This is a genomic window from Carboxydothermus pertinax, assembly GCF_001950255.1.
GTDB classification, from domain to species: Bacteria; Bacillota; Z-2901; order Carboxydothermales; family Carboxydothermaceae; genus Carboxydothermus; species Carboxydothermus pertinax.
In genome coordinates, this window is the sequence record NZ_BDJK01000055.1 from 269,751 (window position 1) to 288,377 (window position 18,627).

Here is an 18,627-nt window from a genome sequence, read left to right on the forward strand (position 1 = left end):
TTTCACCCTCCCTAAAATTCTAAAATTAAGCCACCCCAAGCAAGCCCTGCACCAAATCCCGCAAGCAAAACTTTATCTCCTTTCGTTAATTTTTTTTCGTGTAAGGCTTCATTAAGAGCAATGGGAATGGAAGCTGCAGAAGTATTACCATACCGTTCAATATTAATAAAAGTTTTTTCGAGACCAAGACCTAAACGCTCCAGGGATGATTCTATTATCCTTCTATTAGCTTGATGAAATAAATAAAGGTCGATTTCCTGGGGCTCCAAGTTTGCAGAATGAAGCAAATTTTGTACCGACTCTTCAATTTTTTTTACAGCAAATTTGAACACTTCCTTCCCATTCATCTTTATGTAGTGCAGTTTCTTAGCTACGGTTTCATGGCTAGAAGGAAGCATAGAACCACCCGCGGGTAGTTTTAATAACTCTGCCCCACTTCCGTCAGCTCCCAATTCAAATGCTAAAATTCCTGCTTTTTGGGAATTAGCCCCAAGGACAACTGCTCCCGCGCCATCTCCAAATAAAACCGCCGTATTTCTATCATCCCAGTCTACAATGGCCGATAGCTTTTCAGCACCCACTACCAATACCTTTTGCGGGTCTAATGCTTTTACATATAAAGCACCAGTTACTAAAGCATAAATAAAACCAGTACAACCTATGGACAGGTCAAAAGCCCCTGCCTTTTTTGCCCCAAGCTTTTCCTGCAGTTGTGCCGCCGTTGCGGGAAATATCATATCGGGAGTTGCAGTAGCTACTATGATTAAACCTAATTCTTCCGGCGTAACTTTGGCTTCCTTTAAAGCTTCTTGGGCAGCATTATAGGCCATAGTTAAAGTCGTTTCATTTGTTTTGGCAATTCTTCGTTCCCTAATACCTGTTCTTGTAACAATCCATTCATTAGAAGTATCCAAATTTCTTTCCAAATCATGATTAGTAAGTACCCTCTCTGGTACGTAATGTCCGGTTCCCAATATTTCAATTCCCTTAATTTTCCTGGACATTTAAATCCCCCTTTAGTAATTCATCTAAAAATCTAGTTTCCACTGCTTTTACCATAACTTTCAAGCCATTAGCAACAGCTATTCGCCGTGAGCGCCCATGGGCAATAAAAACAATTCCGTTTACCCCCAAAAGGGGAGCTCCACCATATTCCGCATAATCAAGACGCTTTTTTACTTTTTTTAAAGACTTAGCTAATAAAAGTCCTCCAAGTTTCCCTTTTAAGCCAGTAAAAACGTCATTTTTTAATAAAGTAAAAATACTCTCCGCAAGCCCTTCACCGGTTTTCAGTACAATATTTCCAACAAAACCATCGGCAACTATAATATCCGCAACTCCTTTAAATATATCTTTACCTTCAATGTTACCAATAAAGCCAGCTAAATTTTCTTTTAACAAAGGATACGTTTTTTTAATTAGGTCATTTCCTTTGCCTTCTTCTTCCCCGTTACTTAAAATTGCTACCCGTGGTTTTTGATACCGATAAGCAGTTTTTAAGTATACTTCGGCCATTACCGCAAATTGATAGAGATTTTCGGGCTTCACATCAACATTTGCCCCGGCATCAATTAAAAAAGTTTGTCCCGTTAAAGTAGGAAGGGGCGTTATTATCGCCGGCCGGTCAATTCCTGGTATTTTACCCAAACTAAAAACTGCCGTTGCCATGACTGCGCCGGTGTTTCCAGCCGAAAAAAAACCTTTTGCTTCCCCTGTCTTTACCAAATGAAGCCCCTTCCATAAGGAGCTTTCTTTTTTTCTTAAGGCCATAGTTGGCTTTTCATCCATTGTTACTATTTCTGGAGCATCTAATATTTCTATGTTTCTGATTTCATTTCCTTTTTTTGTTAATTCTTTTTTTATTTCTTTTTCCCTGCCAACTAAAACTATTTTCTTTCCTGTTTCAACTACAAAATCTTGAGCTCCTAAAACTATCTCTTTGGGAGCAAAATCTCCTCCCATAGCATCAACTACCAGCAACCTTAACCCTCCTTTTGAATTTTAAAAACCACAAAACGCCCAAGATAAACAATTTCATTTTCTACATTTCCTACAACTTTTATGTAAAATTTGTTTTGCTTTTTTACACGAACCATGGCGGTTGCCACTACTTTTTGCCAGGCATATACAGGTTTTTTAAAGCTCATGCGGGCAATTCCTGTAACAACATTCTTCCCTGGAACTAGTGCCACCGCAAGGGAATTCGCTTGAGCAAACAAAAAATGTCCACGAGCTATATCTCCTTCCTGAAAACACATCTCTGGCATAATCTCCATAATAGAAACTGCCTTCTCCTCCGGTTCTAATACTAACAGGCGACCAATAATATCTTCTTTGGCCAAAGATGTTAAATTTTGATACGCTTGTTGAGCCATTGTTTCTATTCTTTCCCTCTGCTCAGGAATTGAGAGAATCATTCGATCAAGGCGTATCGTTTGTATACTTACCCCTAAGGTCGTGGCTAATTGTTCGTCCGTTAAAAATGGGTTTTGGCTTATTATTTCCTTAAGCTTCTTTCGCCTAAGTTCCGGTGACTTAGTCATTTAGTACCACCTTTTATTACCTGCTACTATTTATTATTAGTTTAGCTTATTGATAGCGTTAATGCAAGTAAAAAGAAAAAATCTCCAGCAATAACTGGAGATTTTACAGGCTAATCAATATTTACAACTTGCCTGCCATCGTAATAACCACAATTCTGACAAACGCGATGCGGTACCATTAACTGATGACAATGCGGACAACTCACAAGTTTAGGAGCAGAAATTTTCCATTGAGCCCGCCGTTTATTTTTTCTTGCTTTAGACACCCGCCTTTTTGGTACTCCCATAGCCTACACCCCCTTTTGTTTTTCTAAAAACTCCTTAAGCGGCAACAGCCGGATATCGATTTCTTCACTGCTACAGCTGCACTCCCGCTCATTTAAATTCTGCCCACAAATTGGACACAATCCTTTGCACTCATGATGGCAAACAGGTTTTAAAGGCAAGTTGAGCACCGCTTCTTCAAACACCAGTTCATCGAGATTTATTTTAAAATCTACCAATGGAAAACTGTCCTCATCTGCAACATTTTTATACAGACGTTCAACCGTTAAGTTAAGATTTAAATTAATTTCTTTAAGACAAAGGCTACATTTAGTAGCAACTTGACCAGTAATTTCACCTTTTAGGTAAAAACCATTTTCCGTATTTTGAACAGTCCCTGAGACTAAAAAAGGCTTATTGCTCTTAAAATTTGAATAATCTTCACCTAGTTGCAAATAAACCTTTTCAACAAACTCCAAAATAACCTTTTTATCATTTTTAATAGAAATTAAATCTAAATACATGGTTAAACCCCCAATAACAAATTACATTATAACCGGGGTTAATTTTGCTGTCAACCACTACTTACTCGGGACTAAAGCAAGGGTTTCCCTTGCAATCATTAATTCTTCATTGGTTGGTACTACCAAAATCGTCACCTTAGAATCGGGAGTAGAAATAATGGCTTCCTGTCCTCGCACTTTATTTTTTTCTTCGTCAAGAGTTGTACCGAGGTAGCCCAAATATTGACAAACACCTTTACGGACAACACTGGAATTTTCACCTACTCCAGCAGTAAAAGCAATAGCGTCAACACCGTTCATGGCTGCAGCATACGCCCCCACATATTTGGCCACCTGGTAACAGAACATATCTAAGGCAAGTTTAGCTTTTTCGTCACCTGCTTTAGCCCTATCTTCAATATCCCGAAAGTCACTATAACCTGAAATACCTAAAACCCCACTCTTTTTATTTAGTAACTCATTTACCTGGGCGGCAGTTAAACCTTCTTTTTCCTGAATAAATGTTACTATGGTCGGATCTATACTCCCCGCACGGGTCCCCATCATAAGCCCTTCTAAGGGGGTAAAGCCCATGGAGGTATCAACTGATACGCCATTCTTTACTGCCGTTACACTAGAACCATTTCCCAAATGGCATGTAATAATTTTAAGATCCGCCAAAGGTTGTCCAAGAATTTCCGCTGTTCGCCTAGAAACATACTTGTGAGAAGTTCCATGGAAACCGTAGCGCCGGATACCATAATTTTCATACCAGGCATACGGAACGCCATAGATGTACGCATGTTTGGGCATAGTTTGGTGAAAAGCGGTATCAAAGACTCCCACCTGGGGAGTATTGGGTAATAATTTTTGACACGCCCGAATACCTAAAATATTTGGTGGATTATGGAGAGGAGCCAGTTCAACACATTCTTCAACAGCCTTTAAAACTTCCTCGTTAATAACTACAGAACCTGAAAATCTTTCCCCGCCATGGACAATGCGGTGTCCAATAGCTGTAATTTCTTCTAAACTGTTTAATATGCCATATTCCTCCCGGTTTAATTCAGCTAAAACAGCATTTATAGCCTCCTCGTGATTGGCAAAGGGCTGTTCTTTTTTTATCTTTTCCCTTCCAGGAAGGTCAATAATGATTCTGGAACCTTCTAAGCCAATTCTTTCCACTAAACCTTTGGCTAAAACCGTTTCCGTTGTCATATCTAGCAATTGGTACTTTAGCGATGAGCTACCACAGTTTAAAACCAAAACTTTCACTGAAATGGCCTCCTTTATACTAAATTTAAAAAGCGCCTGAGGCGCTTTAAATACCGTAATAAGATTGAACTGCCGTTATTGCAGTTAAATTAACAATTTCATCAACACTGCAACCTCGAGATAAGTCATTTACCGGTTTAGCCATTCCCTGCAGTATCGGTCCAATTGCTTCTCCGCCAGACATTCTTTGGGCAAGTTTGTAACCGATATTGCCGGATTGTAGATCAGGGAAAATTAGGACATTGGCTCTACCTGCCACTTCACTCCCCGGAGCTTTTTGGGCTCCTACAGCAGGGACGATTGCCGCATCAACTTGCAGTTCTCCCTCAATTTTTAAATCAGGTCTTAAAGCATTGGCGATACGTACTGCTTCCCGTACCTTTTCCACTAATTCGTGTTCCGCACTACCTTTGGTTGAAAAGGAAAGTAAACCAACATAAGGAGTAATCCCTAAAAGCTTTTGCGCAGTCATAGCCGAGGCAATAGCAATTTCAGCCAGTTGCTGGGGATTGGGATCAGGGTTGACCGCACAATCGGCAAAAAGCATTATTCCATGTTCTCCAAACTGGGGATTGGGAATAACCATAATAAAGGCACCAGAAACAACGGAGAACTCTGGTTTAGTTTTTATTATTTGTAAGGCCGGACGCAAAACATCAGGAGTCGGGCTTAAAGACCCTGCAACTAAACCATCGGCATCTTCAGCCTTAACCATTAATGTGGCAAAATAAAGGGGATTATTTAGCAATTCGTATGCTTTATCAAGAGTCATTCCTTTACTTTTTCTTACTTCATATAAAAGATTGGCATATCTATCGCGCCGGCTATCGGTTAGGGGGTTAACAACCACCACCCCATCTAAATTAACATTTAAATTTTTAGCCCTTTCAGCAATTTCTTTTTCATTCCCTAATAAAATTATTTTAGCTAATTGTTGCTTAATTATTTCCCCAGCAGCTTTTATTACCCGGTCGTCTTTACTTTCGGGCAAGATAATAGTCCTTTGAAACTCCCGGGCCGTACTTTTAACTTTTTCAATAAAATTTAACATAAAAAAGCCTCCCGACTTTTTCTGCATTTTTTTATCAATTTATTTATATCATACCCTATAAAGTTTTTCTATGCAGAATATTAATTTTTTAATTTTTTTATATTTCTCATATTTCTGACTTAGAGGTGATACGCTTTGTGGGTTTTTTTAAACCGAAGTAAAACCTGCTTTTTATTTCTGTTTTTCATTGTTTTTATTTTAAATCCCATTGCAGTATATCAAGGCGCCAAAGCTGGCGTCGAATTATGGCTAAATATCATTATACCAACCTTACTGCCCTTTTTTATTGTTGCCGAACTTTTAAATAAAAACAATGTATTTTTACAGCTTAGCAAAATTTTTGAATTTATCTTACGTCCCCTTTTTAATGTTCCTGGGGTCGCAACATTACCAATCATTATGGGTTTTACCTCAGGTTTTCCTGTTGGTAGTGTTGTGGTGGCTAATTTAAGAGACCAAAGATTAATTACCCAGGAAGAAGGCGAGCGACTTCTTGCTTTTACCAATAATGTTAGCCCTTTATTTCTCTTATCCACTGTAGGTATTGCATTGCTAAGCAATCCAGCATTCGGCTTTTTCCTTTTAATTGGCCAATATTCGGCAAGTTTATTAATCGGAGTAGTACTTGGTATTGCTGCCCGCCGAGAAAAGATTATGATAAAAAATAACTTTAAAATAATAAATTCTTATCATTATCTTCCTTTTGGAAAAGTACTCCAGGAAGCAATTGAATCAGCTTTTAGCAAAATTTTTCTAGTTGGAGGCTTTATTATTTTCTTTGCTGTTCTGATTTCACTGGTAGAAAAAATTTTTCTCCCTGCCTCTAACTTTAGTACTGCCCTTTTAGCCGGGTTCTTAGAAATATCTAACGGAGTAAAAAAAATAGCAGAGTTAAATCTAACTCCGCTTTTAAAACTCATTTTAATGAGTTTTATTTTAAGTTTTGGTGGTCTTTCAGTTTTTGCCCAAATTTTAGCTATCATCTCAAAAACCGATTTAACAGCAAAAATGTATCTTAAAACAAGACCCTTTCATGGTCTAATAAGTACATTTATTACCGCTTTGCTTTATTACAATCTCACCATTCCTGTTAATAGTATAAATTTGGATGTAACCTTCAATTTTCCAAGCCTTATAAAGCATTCCTTGCTTTTAGCATTTACAATTTATTTGATTTTTTATCTTTTTGCTCTAATTACAAAAAAAACTACTTTTTAAGCTCCTCGATACCTTTTGTTACTTCCTGTAATGCATTATTTAAATTAGTTGCCATTTTTTCTAATATTTCTATTGCATATTGTCGTGCGCTAATTTTTAATTCGTTTGCTGTATTATTTGCTTTATTCAATATTTCCCTAGCTCGTTCTTCAGCAATTTTTATCATTTCTGATTCACTTAACCATTTTTCTCCTTGTAGTTTTGCTCTTTCTAGAATTTCCTCCGCTTCATTTCTTGCTTTATTTAAAAGATTTTCCCTGGTTTCAAGGATTCCCTTAGCTTTACTTATTTCCTCGGGTAAAACGCTTCTTATTTTATCAATGAACAGAAATAACTCTTCTTCATCTATTAATACTTTACCGGTTAAGGGTATTTTAGGACTATCATTTATCTTTTCCTCAAATTCTTCTAAGATTTTTAAAACATCCATAAGTTAACACCCTTCCTTATTAAATTTTTCCTTTAATTTTAATTCAACATATTCTGGTACTAATCCTTTTAAACATCCACCATACATGGCAACTTCTTTTACAGCACTGGAACTAATAAAGGAATATTCCGCTTTTGTCATTAAAAAGATTGTTTCCGCCCAAGGCACCAGTTTTTTATTGGTTAGGGCCATCATAAATTCGTTCTCAAAATCAGAAATAGCTCTAAGACCACGAATAATCACTTGAGCATTCTTCCTTTTTAGGTAATTCACTGTAAGACCCTCAAAACTATCAATTTCAATATTAGGGTAATACTTTAATGTCTCTCTTAACATTTCTAAACGCTCATCTAAGGTAAATAACGGATTTTTAACAGGATTTCTAGCAATGGCCACAATTAGGCGGTCAAAAAGCTCAGCTGCTCTCTCAATGATATCTAAATGGCCATTAGTAATTGGGTCAAAACTTCCCGGATAAACTGCAATTCGCAAATTATTCTCCCCCTCACTGCAGATGATAGAAACCTAAAACAGTACTACCATAAATCGCTTCCCGAACCAATAAAAGGTTTTCATAATTTAAACATAAACCATTTTTAGTCGCCGTTTCCACAACAATTATCCCGTTCTCCTTTAAAAGATTAAGTCTTAAAATCTCAGTAATTGCCTTTTGCTCATACCCTTTACCATAAGGCGGGTCTAAAAAAATTAAGTCAAACTTCACTTTAAGTTTTGGCAAAATTTTAAAAATATCTCCCCTGATAGCTTTAGCCTTCTCTTTATAACCTAAATTATTGATATTTTGACATAAGCAACGAAAAGCCTCTCTATCCGGTTCAATAAAATAAGAAAATTTCGCTCCTCGACTTAAGGCCTCCAAACCAAGATTTCCTGTTCCAGCAAAGCCATCAAGAACCATGGTATCAAAAACCTTTGAACCTAAAATGTTAAAAAGGGACTCTTTAACCCGATCGGAAGTTGGCCTAGTCTTTAATCCCTTGGGAGCAATTAATTTTCGCCCCCGTGCTTCCCCTGTTATAATGCGCATTTTTTCTCCCCAATAATGTATAAATTTTTATTTAACGGAAACACTACTTAATGCTCCGGAAGAGAGCAAACTTCTTACACCCTCCCCCATTTGCTCTTCCTCCGGTTTCTCCTCTCTAAGCTGGCGTTTCGCCAGCCTTTTTTATTTTAATATCTCCAAAATTTTTTTTATCTTGATATCATAATTTTTTTTATTCCAAAAGATATTTTCTGGATAAAAACTTATTTTTAAATTTGGTTTTTTAGCCAAAGTCCAAAAAGGTGGAGTATTCGACTCTTCCAAATACAATAAGTATTGACGAACTAAGGCATCTTCTCCTAAATTAACAATACCTAAGCGAATTAATTCTGTATTAAAAGTGGTTGGAATACAATAAAAGCTGCGGCAAACAAAAGGTCTTACAGGATAAACGTCACATTTTTTCTCTTTTTCATTTAAAAATATACATGCTCCGTTTTCTTTCCTTTTTAAAATTATATCAATTTCTAAACCTTTAATAAATATATCCGTAAAATGTCTTAAAAAATTAAGTAGGTCATAACTTACCCCTTCTTTTTTAAAAAGACTTCTTTGTAGGTTTAAGACATCGATATTAGTTAAGGGAATCCTTTCATAACAGCATTTAATGCAATTAAGACAAGTTTTAGTTCCTGATTCACGGTAAAATTCCGTGGCTTCTACAAGTTTCTCTATTTCTATAAGGTAATCGTTAATCGTAGCTGTTGGTGCCACTTTTATTGTATATCCTTGGCGATTTTCTATAATTTTTGGTACAATTACTACTTTTTCCATTTTATAATTCCTCCCTTATAAAATTTTGTCGTCCAACACACACTAGCCCTTGAGGTGATGAATTTTGGCAATAATGAAATTCCTTAATTCTTTAGGCCTTACAATTGATTTGGCCATAGAAGCCCATGAACTTTTAAGAGGAGAAGCAGGTATTGAAATCTCTGGGGTAAAAGTAATAAAAGACAAAAAAGATAATTTCGAATTAACCAGGGTTGAAATTTTAAATGAGCACGGCGCAGCACAAATGCAAAGGCCTATTGGTAAATATATCACCATTGACGCTCCTATACTACGAAGTCAAAATAAATCAATTCATAAGGAAATTATGTTGATTTTATCCGAAGAATTAAAAAGTCTTTTACCCTTAGATAATAATCGTCCTATTTTAATAGTTGGCCTTGGAAATTGGCATGCAACTCCAGACGCCCTGGGACCTAAAGTAGTGGATTATGTTCTGGTTACCCGTCACCTTTTTAACCTAAATAACAACTCCCTCACTCAAGGTTTTAGAAACGTTGCCGCTATCTCTCCAGGAGTACTGGGAATTACTGGTATTGAAACTGTAGAAATAATAAAAGGAATTGTAGATAAAATAAACCCATCGTTAGTAATTGCAGTTGATGCTCTTGCTGCAGCCAATGTGGAAAGAATTTGTTCCTCCATCCAGTTGGCCGATACCGGTATTTCCCCTGGTTCGGGAATTGGCAACCGGCGCCCTGGATTAAATAAGGAAGTCTTAGGAGTACCTGTAATTGCTATTGGTTGTCCCACAGTAGTGAACGCTGCAATAATTGCTAAAAACACGATAGAAATGTTTTTAAACAAATTTACCTCGTCAAAACAATTTTATCAGTTTTTAAAGACCTATCAAGAAGGTATAGCGACCCTTGTCCGGGAGGTTTTGGAACCCTATTCTAATACTCTTACGGTTACCCCAAAAGAAATTGATGTCTTAATTTTAAATTTAGCAAAAGTAATTGCCGGTGGTATTACGTTAGCCCTGCACGAGAGCGTTAAACCGGAAAATGTTGATATGTATCTAAACTAAGTAAGGGCAGAGGGTTAACCCCTTCTGCCCTGGCTAAAATTACTTCCTTAGGCTTTTCCTGAAAGTTGTTGTTCCGCCTGTTGAATTAACTTTTTAACCATATTGCCGCCTAATTTTCCCCATTGTTTTGCTGGGATATCTCCACCATAAGTTCCGGGCTGAACATTAACTCCAACTTCTCTGGCGGTTTCCCATTTTAATTGTTCCAAAGCCTGTTTAGCTTGTGGTACTACCACTTCATTGCGTGCCATAGCTTATGCCTCCTTTTTATTAAGGGGTGGGAAACTGTCCGCTTAGCTGAGATTCCGCTTGTTGGATAAGTTTCTTAACCATATTACCACCTAATCTGCCCCACTGTTTTGCTGGGATGTCTCCACCATAAGCTCCGGGCTGGATATTAAGACCCACTTCCCGAGCTGTCTCCCATTTAAACTGCTCCAAAGCTGCTTTCGCATTGGGTACTACTATTTCGTTCCGGGCCATTGTTATCACCTCCTTTTTTGGATTGGTAGTCTTATTTTTGCTCGGTTAATTTTTTTTATGCCAGTAAGTTTAATCCTTATCTGGCGATTTATTTACATTTAGGGTATTTTTTGTCTTTGGTGCGATTTTGTTGGCATCAATGCCAATCTCATTGGCTAACTCATACATAAACTGCTGGTGTTCCGGAGTTAACTCATAGTTCTTTTTTGTTTTTTTCGGCATTTTTTCACCTCCTTAATACTAGTTTTTATCTCTTCAAATTTTTTATGAAAAATTCTTTGTATTTTTTCTTAGTAAAATTGGAAAATATAAAAAAAAAGTACTGGAGGTAATTGTAAATGAAAAAGGAAAGGAAAAAATTTAATCTTTACCAAGATGTTTACTTGCAAGATGATGAAGTTTTTAATGATATTTACAAAAAAAAGGAAAACAAAGGTTCTTCGCTAAAAGAAAAAAGGCAGACCAAATAGGAGGTCTGCCTTTTATTATCTTTTTCAATTTTTTTGTAATAAACTTATTTTATCTTGATATTTTTTTAATGCCAAATTTACAATCTCTTGATAATTTTCTTCATTTTTAAGGATGTAATCCGCTTCCTTTTTCGCTAAAAACAACAGGGATTGATCACGAACGATATCGGCAAGTTTAAACTCCCAGGTACCAGACTGACGAGTTCCTGCCAATTCCCCGGGACCTCTTAATTTAAGGTCTTCTTCAGCAATTTTAAACCCGTCATTGTATTTTTCCATAATCTTCATGCGAACAATACCTTCCTGATTTTTCGGGTTACCTAAAAGAAAGCAATAAGATTGATGCTCTCCACGGCCAACCCTTCCACGAATTTGGTGAAGTTGAGCCAGCCCAAAACGCCAGGCATCTTCAATAATAATTACATTAGCATTAGGAACATCCACCCCAACCTCAATAACCGTAGTCGAAACCAGAATTTGAATTTTATTTTTACGAAAATTTTCCATAACCTCTTCTTTTTCTGATGCCTTTAATCTCCCATGCATCAGTCCCCAGGAATACTGAGGAAATTTTTTAGTTAAAAATTCATAAAGTTTGGTAACTGCCTCTACTTGAAGTTTATCTGACTCTTCGACCAAAGGACAAACCACGTACCCCTGTCGACCTTCAGCTACTTGTTTTAATAAAAAAGCATAAGCTTTACCCTTATCTTGTGAAGAAATCCAGTAAGTCCTAATTGGCTTTCGACCTGCAGGCAAAGTATCAACCACAGATACATCCAAATCGCCATAAATAGTTAAGGCCAGGGTACGGGGAATTGGGGTTGCAGACATAACTAATTGATTAACAAAAAGACCCTTTTGCATAAGGCTACTCCGTTGGTCTACTCCAAACCGGTGTTGTTCATCAACTATTGCGACACCAAGATTTTTAAAAGTAACACCGTCTTGGATTAAGGCATGAGTTCCAATAACCACATCCGCATAGCCATTTTTGATAGCCTGGTAAACTGCCTCTCTTTTCCGTGGGGATAAGCTCCCAGAAAGTAAAACAACTTTAATTCCTATAGGTGTAAAAAGACGATTTAAATTTAAATAGTGCTGTTCAGCTAATATTTCCGTGGGAGCCATTAAAGCTCCTTGAAAACCTGCTTCTACCGCTTTCACCAATGCCAGCGCCGCTAAAATTGTTTTGCCACTACCTACATCTCCCTGAACCAAACGATTCATTGGTTTATTTGCTGCCAAATCCTCTTTTATTTCATTCCAGACCTTTTCTTGAGCTGGAGTGAGTTTAAAAGGAAGTAAACTTAAAAAACTTTTTTCCAACTCTCCATTACCAATAATTGATATTCCGGGCCGTTTTTCAAGATTTTCTTTAAATTTGCCGATGGCTAAAAAAAACATTAAAAACTCCTCAAAAACCATTCGCCGCCGGGCCAACTCTGCTAGTTCCAAACTTTCAGGAAAATGGAGATTTAATAAGGCAGTTGTTATTTCAGGTAAACCATACTTTTTTAAGATATCTAGTGGTAATGGTTCATTAATTTCCTCAAGATGTTTATCAAGGGCATTTTTTATTATTTGGCGCAAAACTTTGGGTGATAGGTTTTCAGTAACTGAATAAATTGGAACCAAGCGGTTAGTATGAATTGCTTCTTCTTCCCAAAACTCATACTCATAAACATTGATATTGGTTTCAAAAAACCTTTTTTCAACTTTTCCATAAAAATATACTTTTTTACCCAGGGTAAAAATTTTTTTCAAATAAGATTGGTTAAAAAAGCAACCATACGCTATACCCGAATCATCGCTTATACCAACTTTTAATATCTTTAACTTAGTTTTAGGAGTTATTTCTTTAACTTCAACTATTTTCCCTAAAACAGTAGTAATTTCATCACTTTTAAGTTCACTGACTTTCTTTAAAAAACTCCGATCTTCATAACGCTTAGGAAAATAAAAAATTAAATCTTTTATTGTTTCAATCTTTAATTTTTGCAAAAGTTTTGCTTTTTGTGGCCCTACACCTTTTAAATATTGAACAGGAATATCCATACCAAATCCCCTTAAAAATTCTCTTGATACTTGAAAAACCTTCGTCTTTTTGATATCTTTTACATGTATATATTTTAGCATAGAAACTACAGGAGGTGTACTAAATGTCCAGAAGTTGTGAAATTTGTGGAAAAGGCGTGGTCTACGGACACCAAGTTAGCCATTCCAATATTCACTCCAAAAGAAAATGGCTCCCCAATTTACAAAAAGTAAAAGCTATTGTAAATGGAACCCCGAAAAAAATCACTGTCTGTACTTCTTGTCTTAAGTCCGGCAAAGTACAGAGAGCGTAACTTGAAGTCGTGCCCAAGCACGGCTTTTTTCTTTAAAAAAATAACGCCAATTTATTGGCATTAAAATGTTTTTTCCTTGTAGTTTTTTATTTCCTTTCCTAAAAAAGTATATTTTTTTCGGCAAAAGTGACAAACAGCCTCAACCTTTTCCTCATCTTCTATTTCCGAGCTAAGTCCTACTAAATGGGGTAATATTTTTTCTTTACTACAGCGGCACTCAAAACTAACCGGTTTTGTCTCTAAAATTTCAACCTTGGACGGTTTTACCACATCAATAATTATTTCTTCAATTTTTTTCCCCTTTTGCAATTGTCTTGTAAGTGATTCCTGTTTAGCCAAGTTTTCCTCTACTGTATTTATTAGCTCTTCCGGTGCCCCCGGCAATATTTCAATTAAATAACCCCCGGCATTGGCCACAGTACCATCGGGATTAACTAAGACCCCTAAATTAAAAACATTGGGTCTTTGTTCAGAAGAGTATAAGTAATAAGCAATATCTTCAGCAATTTCTCCCGACAGTAACTCTACTGTCCCAGTATACGGTTCCTTTAAACCTAAATCTTTAGTAACATGTAAATATCCTCGGCCAACACCACCACCAACATCCAGCTTTTGGGACTGATTTAAAGGCAACTCTACCTCTGGATTTAATAAATATCCCCGTACCGTACCATCCTTTCCTGCTGAACAAATGATACCCCCAAGGGGACCATCGCCAAATATTCTTAGAGTTAATAAATCATCGGGATTTTTAAGGTCCGAGGCTAAAATGACGGTTGCAGTTAAGGCTCGTCCTAAAGCGGCAGTAGCAAGATGGGATAAGTTGTGCCGAGCTCTTGCCTCTTCCACAGTATTTTGGCTGATAACTCCGGTAAACCGTAAAAAATCTCCTGCCATTCCTTTTACTAAATAATCACTCACACTTCTTGCTCCTCTCTACTCCAGAGCCAAATTTTTTACGACGTTTCCAGTATTTATATCAATAATTTTTAATTCCTGGTCTATAATTGCTACAGTAGGTATTGGGTCCTTTCCTTTAGGTAGGGAAATAGAGCCAGGATTTAAAATTATATAATCAGGGAACTTTTCTAATTGCCAGATATGGGTATGCCCATGAATAATAATATTGGCAAAGTTAAAATATTTTTCATTTAACTTATTTAAATCGTGAACAGTTAAGATCTTCTTACCCAGATACTCGGTTAAAAAAAACGGCGAGAGCAATGGAAATCCTAATAAGGTCTCATCTACCTCGGCATCACAATTTCCCCGAACTACAAATATCTTTTGTTGAAGCTTGTTTAAAAAATTTGCCAATCCTTTCGGGTCATATCCTTCGGGTAAAGGATTTCTTGGTCCATGGTATAAAATATCCCCCGCTAAAATAAGATAATCCGTATGCTTAAGGTAATCATAAGCTTTGACGAAAGCCGCCAGACTTCCATGAAGGTCACTAACTATTCCAATTGCCAAAGTAAGCCCTCCACTTTAGATTTTCTTAAATAAATTAGCCATTTCAATTGCAGCTAAAGCTGCTTCCCAACCTTTATTGCCTGCTTTTGTTCCAGCTCTTTCTATAGCTTGCTCTATGGTATCGGTAGTTAAAACCCCAAAAATAACCGGCTTGCCACTTTCTAATCCTACAGCTGCAATTCCTTTAGTGACTTCAGCGGCAACATAATCAAAGTGAGGAGTTGCCCCCCGGATTACCGCTCCTAAACAAATCACTGCATCATAATCTTTAAAAACAGCTTTTTTAGCAGCCAAAGGAATTTCAAAAGCACCTGGAACCCAGATTACATCAATATTATTGCTTTCCACTTCATGCCGGGTAAGGCAATCTAAAGCCCCCGCCAAAAGCTTTTGGGTAATAAATTCATTAAAACGGCTGACAATTATCCCTACTTTCAACCCTTTCCCTATTAGTTTACCTTCAAGTACTTGCATGTTAATTCCCCTTTCTATAAATTTTCATTAATGTTTAAAAGATGTCCTAATTTCTTCTTTTTAGTTAAAAGATATTTCTTATTTTCTTTTTTGGGTGGAATTTCAATGGGCACTCGTTCGACAATTTCCAATCCATAACCTTCAAGTCCTTTGATTTTTTTGGGATTGTTGGTCATAAGGCGAATTTTTTTAATACCTAAATCCGCTAAAATCTGAGCACCTATTCCATAATCCCGTAAATCGGCAGGAAATCCTAAAGCTTCATTGGCTTCAACGGTGTCTTTTCCTAAATCCTGCAAATGATAAGCCTTTATTTTATTTCCAAGGCCAATTCCACGTCCTTCCTGCCGCATATACAACAATACTCCTCGCCCTTCTTTTTCAATCATTTTCAAAGCCGTTTGTAACTGGTCACCACAGTCACATCGCAAACTTCCTAAAACGTCCCCAGTAAGACACTCCGAATGTACTCTAACCAGTACCGGTTCACCATCGGCCACATTGCCCTTAACTACCGCTAAATGCGTCTGGTGATCTAAAAGGCTTTCATAGGCAACTGCTACAAAGTCACCAAATTTGGATGGGAGCAGAGCAAAAGCGCCCCTTTCTACTAATTTTTCTGTGCGCCGGCGGTATTGGATTAATGAGGCAACAGTAATAATTTTTAAACTATGTTTTTTGGCAAATTCCAGCAAATCCGGCACACGAGCCATTTGCCCATCATCCCGCATGATTTCACAAATAACTCCTGCCGGATATAAACCAGCTAGTTTAGCTAAATCCACCGCCGCTTCAGTATGTCCAGCCCGCCTTAAAACCCCTCCTTCTCTTGCCCTCAATGGAAAAATATGACCTGGACGGCGAAAATCTTCTGGCCGAGAAGCAGGGTCAATTAACTTTAAGATTGTTTTAGCTCTTTCTGCAGCAGATATCCCAGTATGAGTATCCACGGCATCAACAGATACAGTAAAAGCCGTATGATGGGGGTCAGTGTTCCTACTTACCATAATAGGTATTTCCAGTTCATCCAGGCGTCTACCTTCCATGGGAACACAAATAAGCCCTCGACCGTATTTAGCCATAAAATTTATAATTTCCGGGGTAACTTTTTCTGCAGCACATACTAAATCCCCCTCATTTTCACGGTCTTCATCATCCACCACAATTATCATTCTTCCTTGCTTTAATTCCTCCAAAGCTTCTTCTATAGTATTAAAGCTCACCTTTTACCACTCCTTTTTTTTATAAAAAGCCATTATCCGCAAGAAAATTTAAGTCAATTTTTTGGGCGGTTTGGCTTTTTTGTAAAAAATTAATTACATATTTTGCCAGAATATCCGCTTCCAAGTTCACTGGTGCCCCAACCTTTTTATAACCTAAGGTTGTATTTTGAAACGTATGCGGAATTATTGATACCGTAAAGGAATCCTCATAGACATTGACCACCGTTAAACTAATACCATCGATTGCCACCGAACCTTTGGGAACTAAATATTTTAAAAAATCCCGGGTTGCTTTTATGGTTATTAATTTGGCAATTTCCCAAGGCTTAATTTCATAAATCCAACCCACTTCATCTACATGTCCTTGAACAATATGTCCTCCTAAACGGTCCACTGGCCTTAAGGTCCGCTCAAGATTTACCCTATCTCCAGGTTTTAGATATTTTAAGTTTGTTTTATCAAAAGTCTCTGGCATCACATCCGCTTCAAAATACCCCTTTCCGAAATTCACAACTGTTAGACAAGTCCCATTGACGGCAATACTATCCCCTAATTTTACCTCTTTAGTAACATTATTAGCTTCAATAATTAATCTTAATGAATTTCCAGATCTCTTAATCCCTTGAACTTTCCCTAGTTCTTCCACGAGTCCTGTAAACATGACACCCTCCTAAAAGTAACCTTCTACAAAAATATCTTCCTCAAACCTCTTAACTTTACGAATTGATAAAGGCAATGCATCTTTCATAAAATTGATATTTAAATCCCCAATAGGACCCGGAGCCGTTTCACCACCTACAATTTTTGGCGCTAAAAAAAGGTAAACTTTATCCGCAAGTTTATTTTTTAGTATACTGGCATGAACTTGTGCGCCACCTTCCACGAGTAGGGATATTATCCCAAGCTTGGTTAATTCTAAAAACGCTTCATTAAGATTAACTTTATTTTCTCCACCATAAGCAACAATGATTTTACTAAAACCTTTTTGTACATGATTTGGAAGCTTATTGTTAGCGGTTATTAAGATATTTCTTTCTCTATCGAGGCTAAAAATTTTTAAACCCTCGGGTAAGTTGCCACTACCGGACAATACAATCCGATAGGGATCACGTCCTCCAGGTATCCTACAGGTCAAAAGCGGATCATCTAAAATTAAGGTCTTGGCCCCAACCAGTACCCCGTCATATTCATTGCGCAATTTATGGACAAACTCCCGGCTCTTTTCACCGGAAATCCAACGAGAATCTTTTGTTATTGTAGCAATTTTACCATCTAACGTCATAGCCCATTTTAACGCAACAAAGGGTAATTTACTCTTAATATATTTAAAAAATTTTTCATTAAGACGGCTCGCCTCTTCTTCTAACACACCCTCCACTACTTCAATGCCCGCCTTTTTTAATATTTCAATACCTTTGCCCGAAACCTTGGGATTAGGGTCCCGGGCCGCAACCACCACCTTTTTAATGCCTGCAGCAATAATGGCCTCGGTACAGGGCGGAGTTCGGCCGTAATGACAACAAGGCTCTAAAGTAACATACATGGTGCCACCCAGTGCTTTTTCCCCGGCCATTTTTAACGCTTCTCTTTCCGCATGGGGTAACCCAGCTTTTTGATGAAACCCCTCGCCAACAATTTTTCCCTCGCTATCTACAATAACTGCTCCCACTACCGGGTTAGGAGAAGTTCGGCCCAGGGCTTTTTTGGCAAGGCTTAATGCTCTTTTCATAAATTGTTCCTGATACATTACTAACCCCTCTCTAAAAATTTAAAACCCCAAAGCATGAGCTTCGGGGTAAAAAGAGACAAGAATAGAGTCACTTACCTTCTCCCGTCCAGACTTTAACTGTCGGCTCCGGAATTACACCGGATCTATCCGTACTTTTTACGGACTCGCGGGCTTTACCGCCGGTTAGGAATTTCACCTGACCCCGAAGGTAACAATCTTCATTATTAAATTAATTTAATTATATTAAGAGGT

Annotated in this window: 25 protein-coding genes and 1 riboswitch; of the genes, 4 read left to right on the top strand and 21 right to left on the bottom strand. The window is 37.4% G+C overall.

Annotated features, from left to right (window positions below; translation table 11 throughout):
* Window positions 1-11: 11 nt before the first annotated feature.
* From cpu_RS11335 to pta, 7 genes are all read right to left on the bottom strand, one after another.
* Window positions 12-1,004, bottom strand: coding sequence for a beta-ketoacyl-ACP synthase III (locus cpu_RS11335; protein WP_075860083.1), 993 nt, complete (start codon window positions 1,002-1,004; stop codon window positions 12-14).
* Entirely contained in the window at window positions 988-1,980 is a 993-nt protein-coding gene (gene plsX / locus cpu_RS11340; protein WP_077177325.1) for a phosphate acyltransferase PlsX, read from the bottom strand. Before plsX ends, cpu_RS11335 begins: the two co-directional genes overlap by 17 nt.
* A gap of 2 nt (window positions 1,981-1,982) precedes the next feature.
* Complete coding sequence (fapR, locus tag cpu_RS11345) at window positions 1,983-2,543, bottom strand: transcription factor FapR (RefSeq protein WP_075860084.1); 561 nt, start codon at window positions 2,541-2,543, stop codon at window positions 1,983-1,985.
* Between the two features lie 110 nt (window positions 2,544-2,653).
* Complete coding sequence (gene rpmF / locus cpu_RS11350) at window positions 2,654-2,830, bottom strand: 50S ribosomal protein L32 (protein WP_075860085.1); 177 nt, start codon at window positions 2,828-2,830, stop codon at window positions 2,654-2,656.
* A gap of 3 nt (window positions 2,831-2,833) precedes the next feature.
* Window positions 2,834-3,331, bottom strand: a complete 498-nt coding sequence (locus tag cpu_RS11355) for a YceD family protein (protein WP_075860086.1) — start codon at window positions 3,329-3,331, stop codon at window positions 2,834-2,836.
* A 57-nt stretch (window positions 3,332-3,388) separates the two neighbouring features.
* Window positions 3,389-4,585, bottom strand: a complete 1,197-nt coding sequence (locus tag cpu_RS11360) for an acetate/propionate family kinase (RefSeq protein ID WP_075860087.1) — start codon at window positions 4,583-4,585, stop codon at window positions 3,389-3,391.
* A gap of 46 nt (window positions 4,586-4,631) precedes the next feature.
* The gene (gene pta, locus cpu_RS11365) at window positions 4,632-5,636 is read right to left on the bottom strand and encodes a phosphate acetyltransferase (protein WP_075860088.1); all 1,005 of its coding nucleotides are present in this window, start codon (window positions 5,634-5,636) and stop codon (window positions 4,632-4,634) included.
* A 135-nt stretch (window positions 5,637-5,771) separates the two neighbouring features.
* Between pta and spoVV the strand changes: the two genes are divergently transcribed.
* Window positions 5,772-6,854: a dipicolinic acid transporter SpoVV gene (spoVV, locus tag cpu_RS11370; RefSeq protein WP_075860089.1), complete on the top strand. Its 1,083-nt coding sequence runs from the start codon at window positions 5,772-5,774 to the stop codon at window positions 6,852-6,854.
* Here spoVV and cpu_RS11375 read toward each other — a convergent pair.
* The 4 genes from cpu_RS11375 to cpu_RS11390 form a co-directional block, all read right to left on the bottom strand.
* Window positions 6,844-7,284 carry a hypothetical protein gene (locus cpu_RS11375; protein ID WP_075860090.1) on the bottom strand — a complete coding sequence of 147 codons (441 nt, stop codon included), beginning with the start codon at window positions 7,282-7,284 and terminating at the stop codon, window positions 6,844-6,846. The two genes, spoVV and cpu_RS11375, sit on opposite strands and share 11 nt — an antisense overlap.
* 3 nt (window positions 7,285-7,287) lie before the next feature.
* Complete coding sequence (gene coaD / locus cpu_RS11380) at window positions 7,288-7,776, bottom strand: pantetheine-phosphate adenylyltransferase (protein ID WP_075860091.1); 489 nt, start codon at window positions 7,774-7,776, stop codon at window positions 7,288-7,290.
* Window positions 7,777-7,789: 13 nt separating this feature from the next.
* Complete coding sequence (gene rsmD, locus cpu_RS11385) at window positions 7,790-8,332, bottom strand: 16S rRNA (guanine(966)-N(2))-methyltransferase RsmD (RefSeq protein ID WP_075860092.1); 543 nt, start codon at window positions 8,330-8,332, stop codon at window positions 7,790-7,792.
* 141 nt (window positions 8,333-8,473) lie between these two features.
* A complete protein-coding gene (locus cpu_RS11390; protein WP_075860093.1) occupies window positions 8,474-9,124 on the bottom strand; it encodes a YkgJ family cysteine cluster protein in 651 nt (216 codons plus the stop codon).
* A 73-nt stretch (window positions 9,125-9,197) separates the two neighbouring features.
* On the opposite strand from cpu_RS11390, the gene gpr reads away from it, so the two are divergent.
* Window positions 9,198-10,172: a GPR endopeptidase gene (gene gpr, locus cpu_RS11395; RefSeq protein ID WP_075860196.1), complete on the top strand. Its 975-nt coding sequence runs from the start codon at window positions 9,198-9,200 to the stop codon at window positions 10,170-10,172.
* A 47-nt stretch (window positions 10,173-10,219) separates the two neighbouring features.
* On the opposite strand, the gene cpu_RS11400 is transcribed toward gpr, so the two are convergent.
* From cpu_RS11400 to cpu_RS13700, 3 genes are all read right to left on the bottom strand, one after another.
* A complete protein-coding gene (locus cpu_RS11400) occupies window positions 10,220-10,423 on the bottom strand; it encodes an alpha/beta-type small acid-soluble spore protein (protein ID WP_075860094.1) in 204 nt (67 codons plus the stop codon).
* A gap of 19 nt (window positions 10,424-10,442) precedes the next feature.
* The gene (locus tag cpu_RS11405; protein ID WP_075860095.1) at window positions 10,443-10,655 is read right to left on the bottom strand and encodes an alpha/beta-type small acid-soluble spore protein; all 213 of its coding nucleotides are present in this window, start codon (window positions 10,653-10,655) and stop codon (window positions 10,443-10,445) included.
* 69 nt (window positions 10,656-10,724) lie between these two features.
* Entirely contained in the window at window positions 10,725-10,877 is a 153-nt protein-coding gene (locus cpu_RS13700) for a hypothetical protein (RefSeq protein ID WP_159434009.1), read from the bottom strand.
* 116 nt (window positions 10,878-10,993) lie between these two features.
* Between cpu_RS13700 and cpu_RS14155 the strand changes: the two genes are divergently transcribed.
* Complete coding sequence (locus cpu_RS14155; RefSeq protein ID WP_268761787.1) at window positions 10,994-11,125, top strand: hypothetical protein; 132 nt, start codon at window positions 10,994-10,996, stop codon at window positions 11,123-11,125.
* Between the two features lie 24 nt (window positions 11,126-11,149).
* Here the strand turns inward: cpu_RS14155 and recG are convergent, their stop codons facing one another.
* Complete coding sequence (recG, locus tag cpu_RS11410; RefSeq protein WP_077177326.1) at window positions 11,150-13,264, bottom strand: ATP-dependent DNA helicase RecG; 2,115 nt, start codon at window positions 13,262-13,264, stop codon at window positions 11,150-11,152.
* Window positions 13,265-13,287: 23 nt separating this feature from the next.
* On the opposite strand from recG, the gene rpmB reads away from it, so the two are divergent.
* Window positions 13,288-13,476, top strand: coding sequence for a 50S ribosomal protein L28 (gene rpmB / locus cpu_RS11415; protein ID WP_075860097.1), 189 nt, complete (start codon window positions 13,288-13,290; stop codon window positions 13,474-13,476).
* Between the two features lie 60 nt (window positions 13,477-13,536).
* Here rpmB and hslO read toward each other — a convergent pair whose 3' ends face one another.
* Genes hslO through ribD form a run of 6 tightly spaced genes read right to left on the bottom strand, consistent with a single transcriptional unit; the run spans window position 13,537 to window position 18,393 of the window.
* Window positions 13,537-14,397 (bottom strand): Hsp33 family molecular chaperone HslO, encoded by an 861-nt coding sequence (gene hslO / locus cpu_RS11420; protein WP_075860098.1) that lies wholly within the window; start codon window positions 14,395-14,397, stop codon window positions 13,537-13,539.
* Window positions 14,398-14,412: 15 nt separating this feature from the next.
* Window positions 14,413-14,949, bottom strand: a complete 537-nt coding sequence (gene yfcE / locus cpu_RS11425) for a phosphodiesterase (RefSeq protein ID WP_075860099.1) — start codon at window positions 14,947-14,949, stop codon at window positions 14,413-14,415.
* Between the two features lie 15 nt (window positions 14,950-14,964).
* Window positions 14,965-15,423 (bottom strand): 6,7-dimethyl-8-ribityllumazine synthase, encoded by a 459-nt coding sequence (gene ribH / locus cpu_RS11430; RefSeq protein WP_075860101.1) that lies wholly within the window; start codon window positions 15,421-15,423, stop codon window positions 14,965-14,967.
* A gap of 14 nt (window positions 15,424-15,437) precedes the next feature.
* Window positions 15,438-16,646 carry a bifunctional 3,4-dihydroxy-2-butanone-4-phosphate synthase/GTP cyclohydrolase II gene (locus tag cpu_RS11435; protein ID WP_075860102.1) on the bottom strand — a complete coding sequence of 403 codons (1,209 nt, stop codon included), beginning with the start codon at window positions 16,644-16,646 and terminating at the stop codon, window positions 15,438-15,440.
* A gap of 19 nt (window positions 16,647-16,665) precedes the next feature.
* The gene (locus tag cpu_RS11440) at window positions 16,666-17,307 is read right to left on the bottom strand and encodes a riboflavin synthase (protein WP_075860103.1); all 642 of its coding nucleotides are present in this window, start codon (window positions 17,305-17,307) and stop codon (window positions 16,666-16,668) included.
* 9 nt (window positions 17,308-17,316) lie between these two features.
* Window positions 17,317-18,393 carry a bifunctional diaminohydroxyphosphoribosylaminopyrimidine deaminase/5-amino-6-(5-phosphoribosylamino)uracil reductase RibD gene (gene ribD / locus cpu_RS11445; protein WP_075860104.1) on the bottom strand — a complete coding sequence of 359 codons (1,077 nt, stop codon included), beginning with the start codon at window positions 18,391-18,393 and terminating at the stop codon, window positions 17,317-17,319.
* Between the two features lie 72 nt (window positions 18,394-18,465).
* A riboswitch (FMN riboswitch) is annotated at window positions 18,466-18,589 on the bottom strand.
* Between the last annotated feature and the right edge of the window lie 38 nt (window positions 18,590-18,627).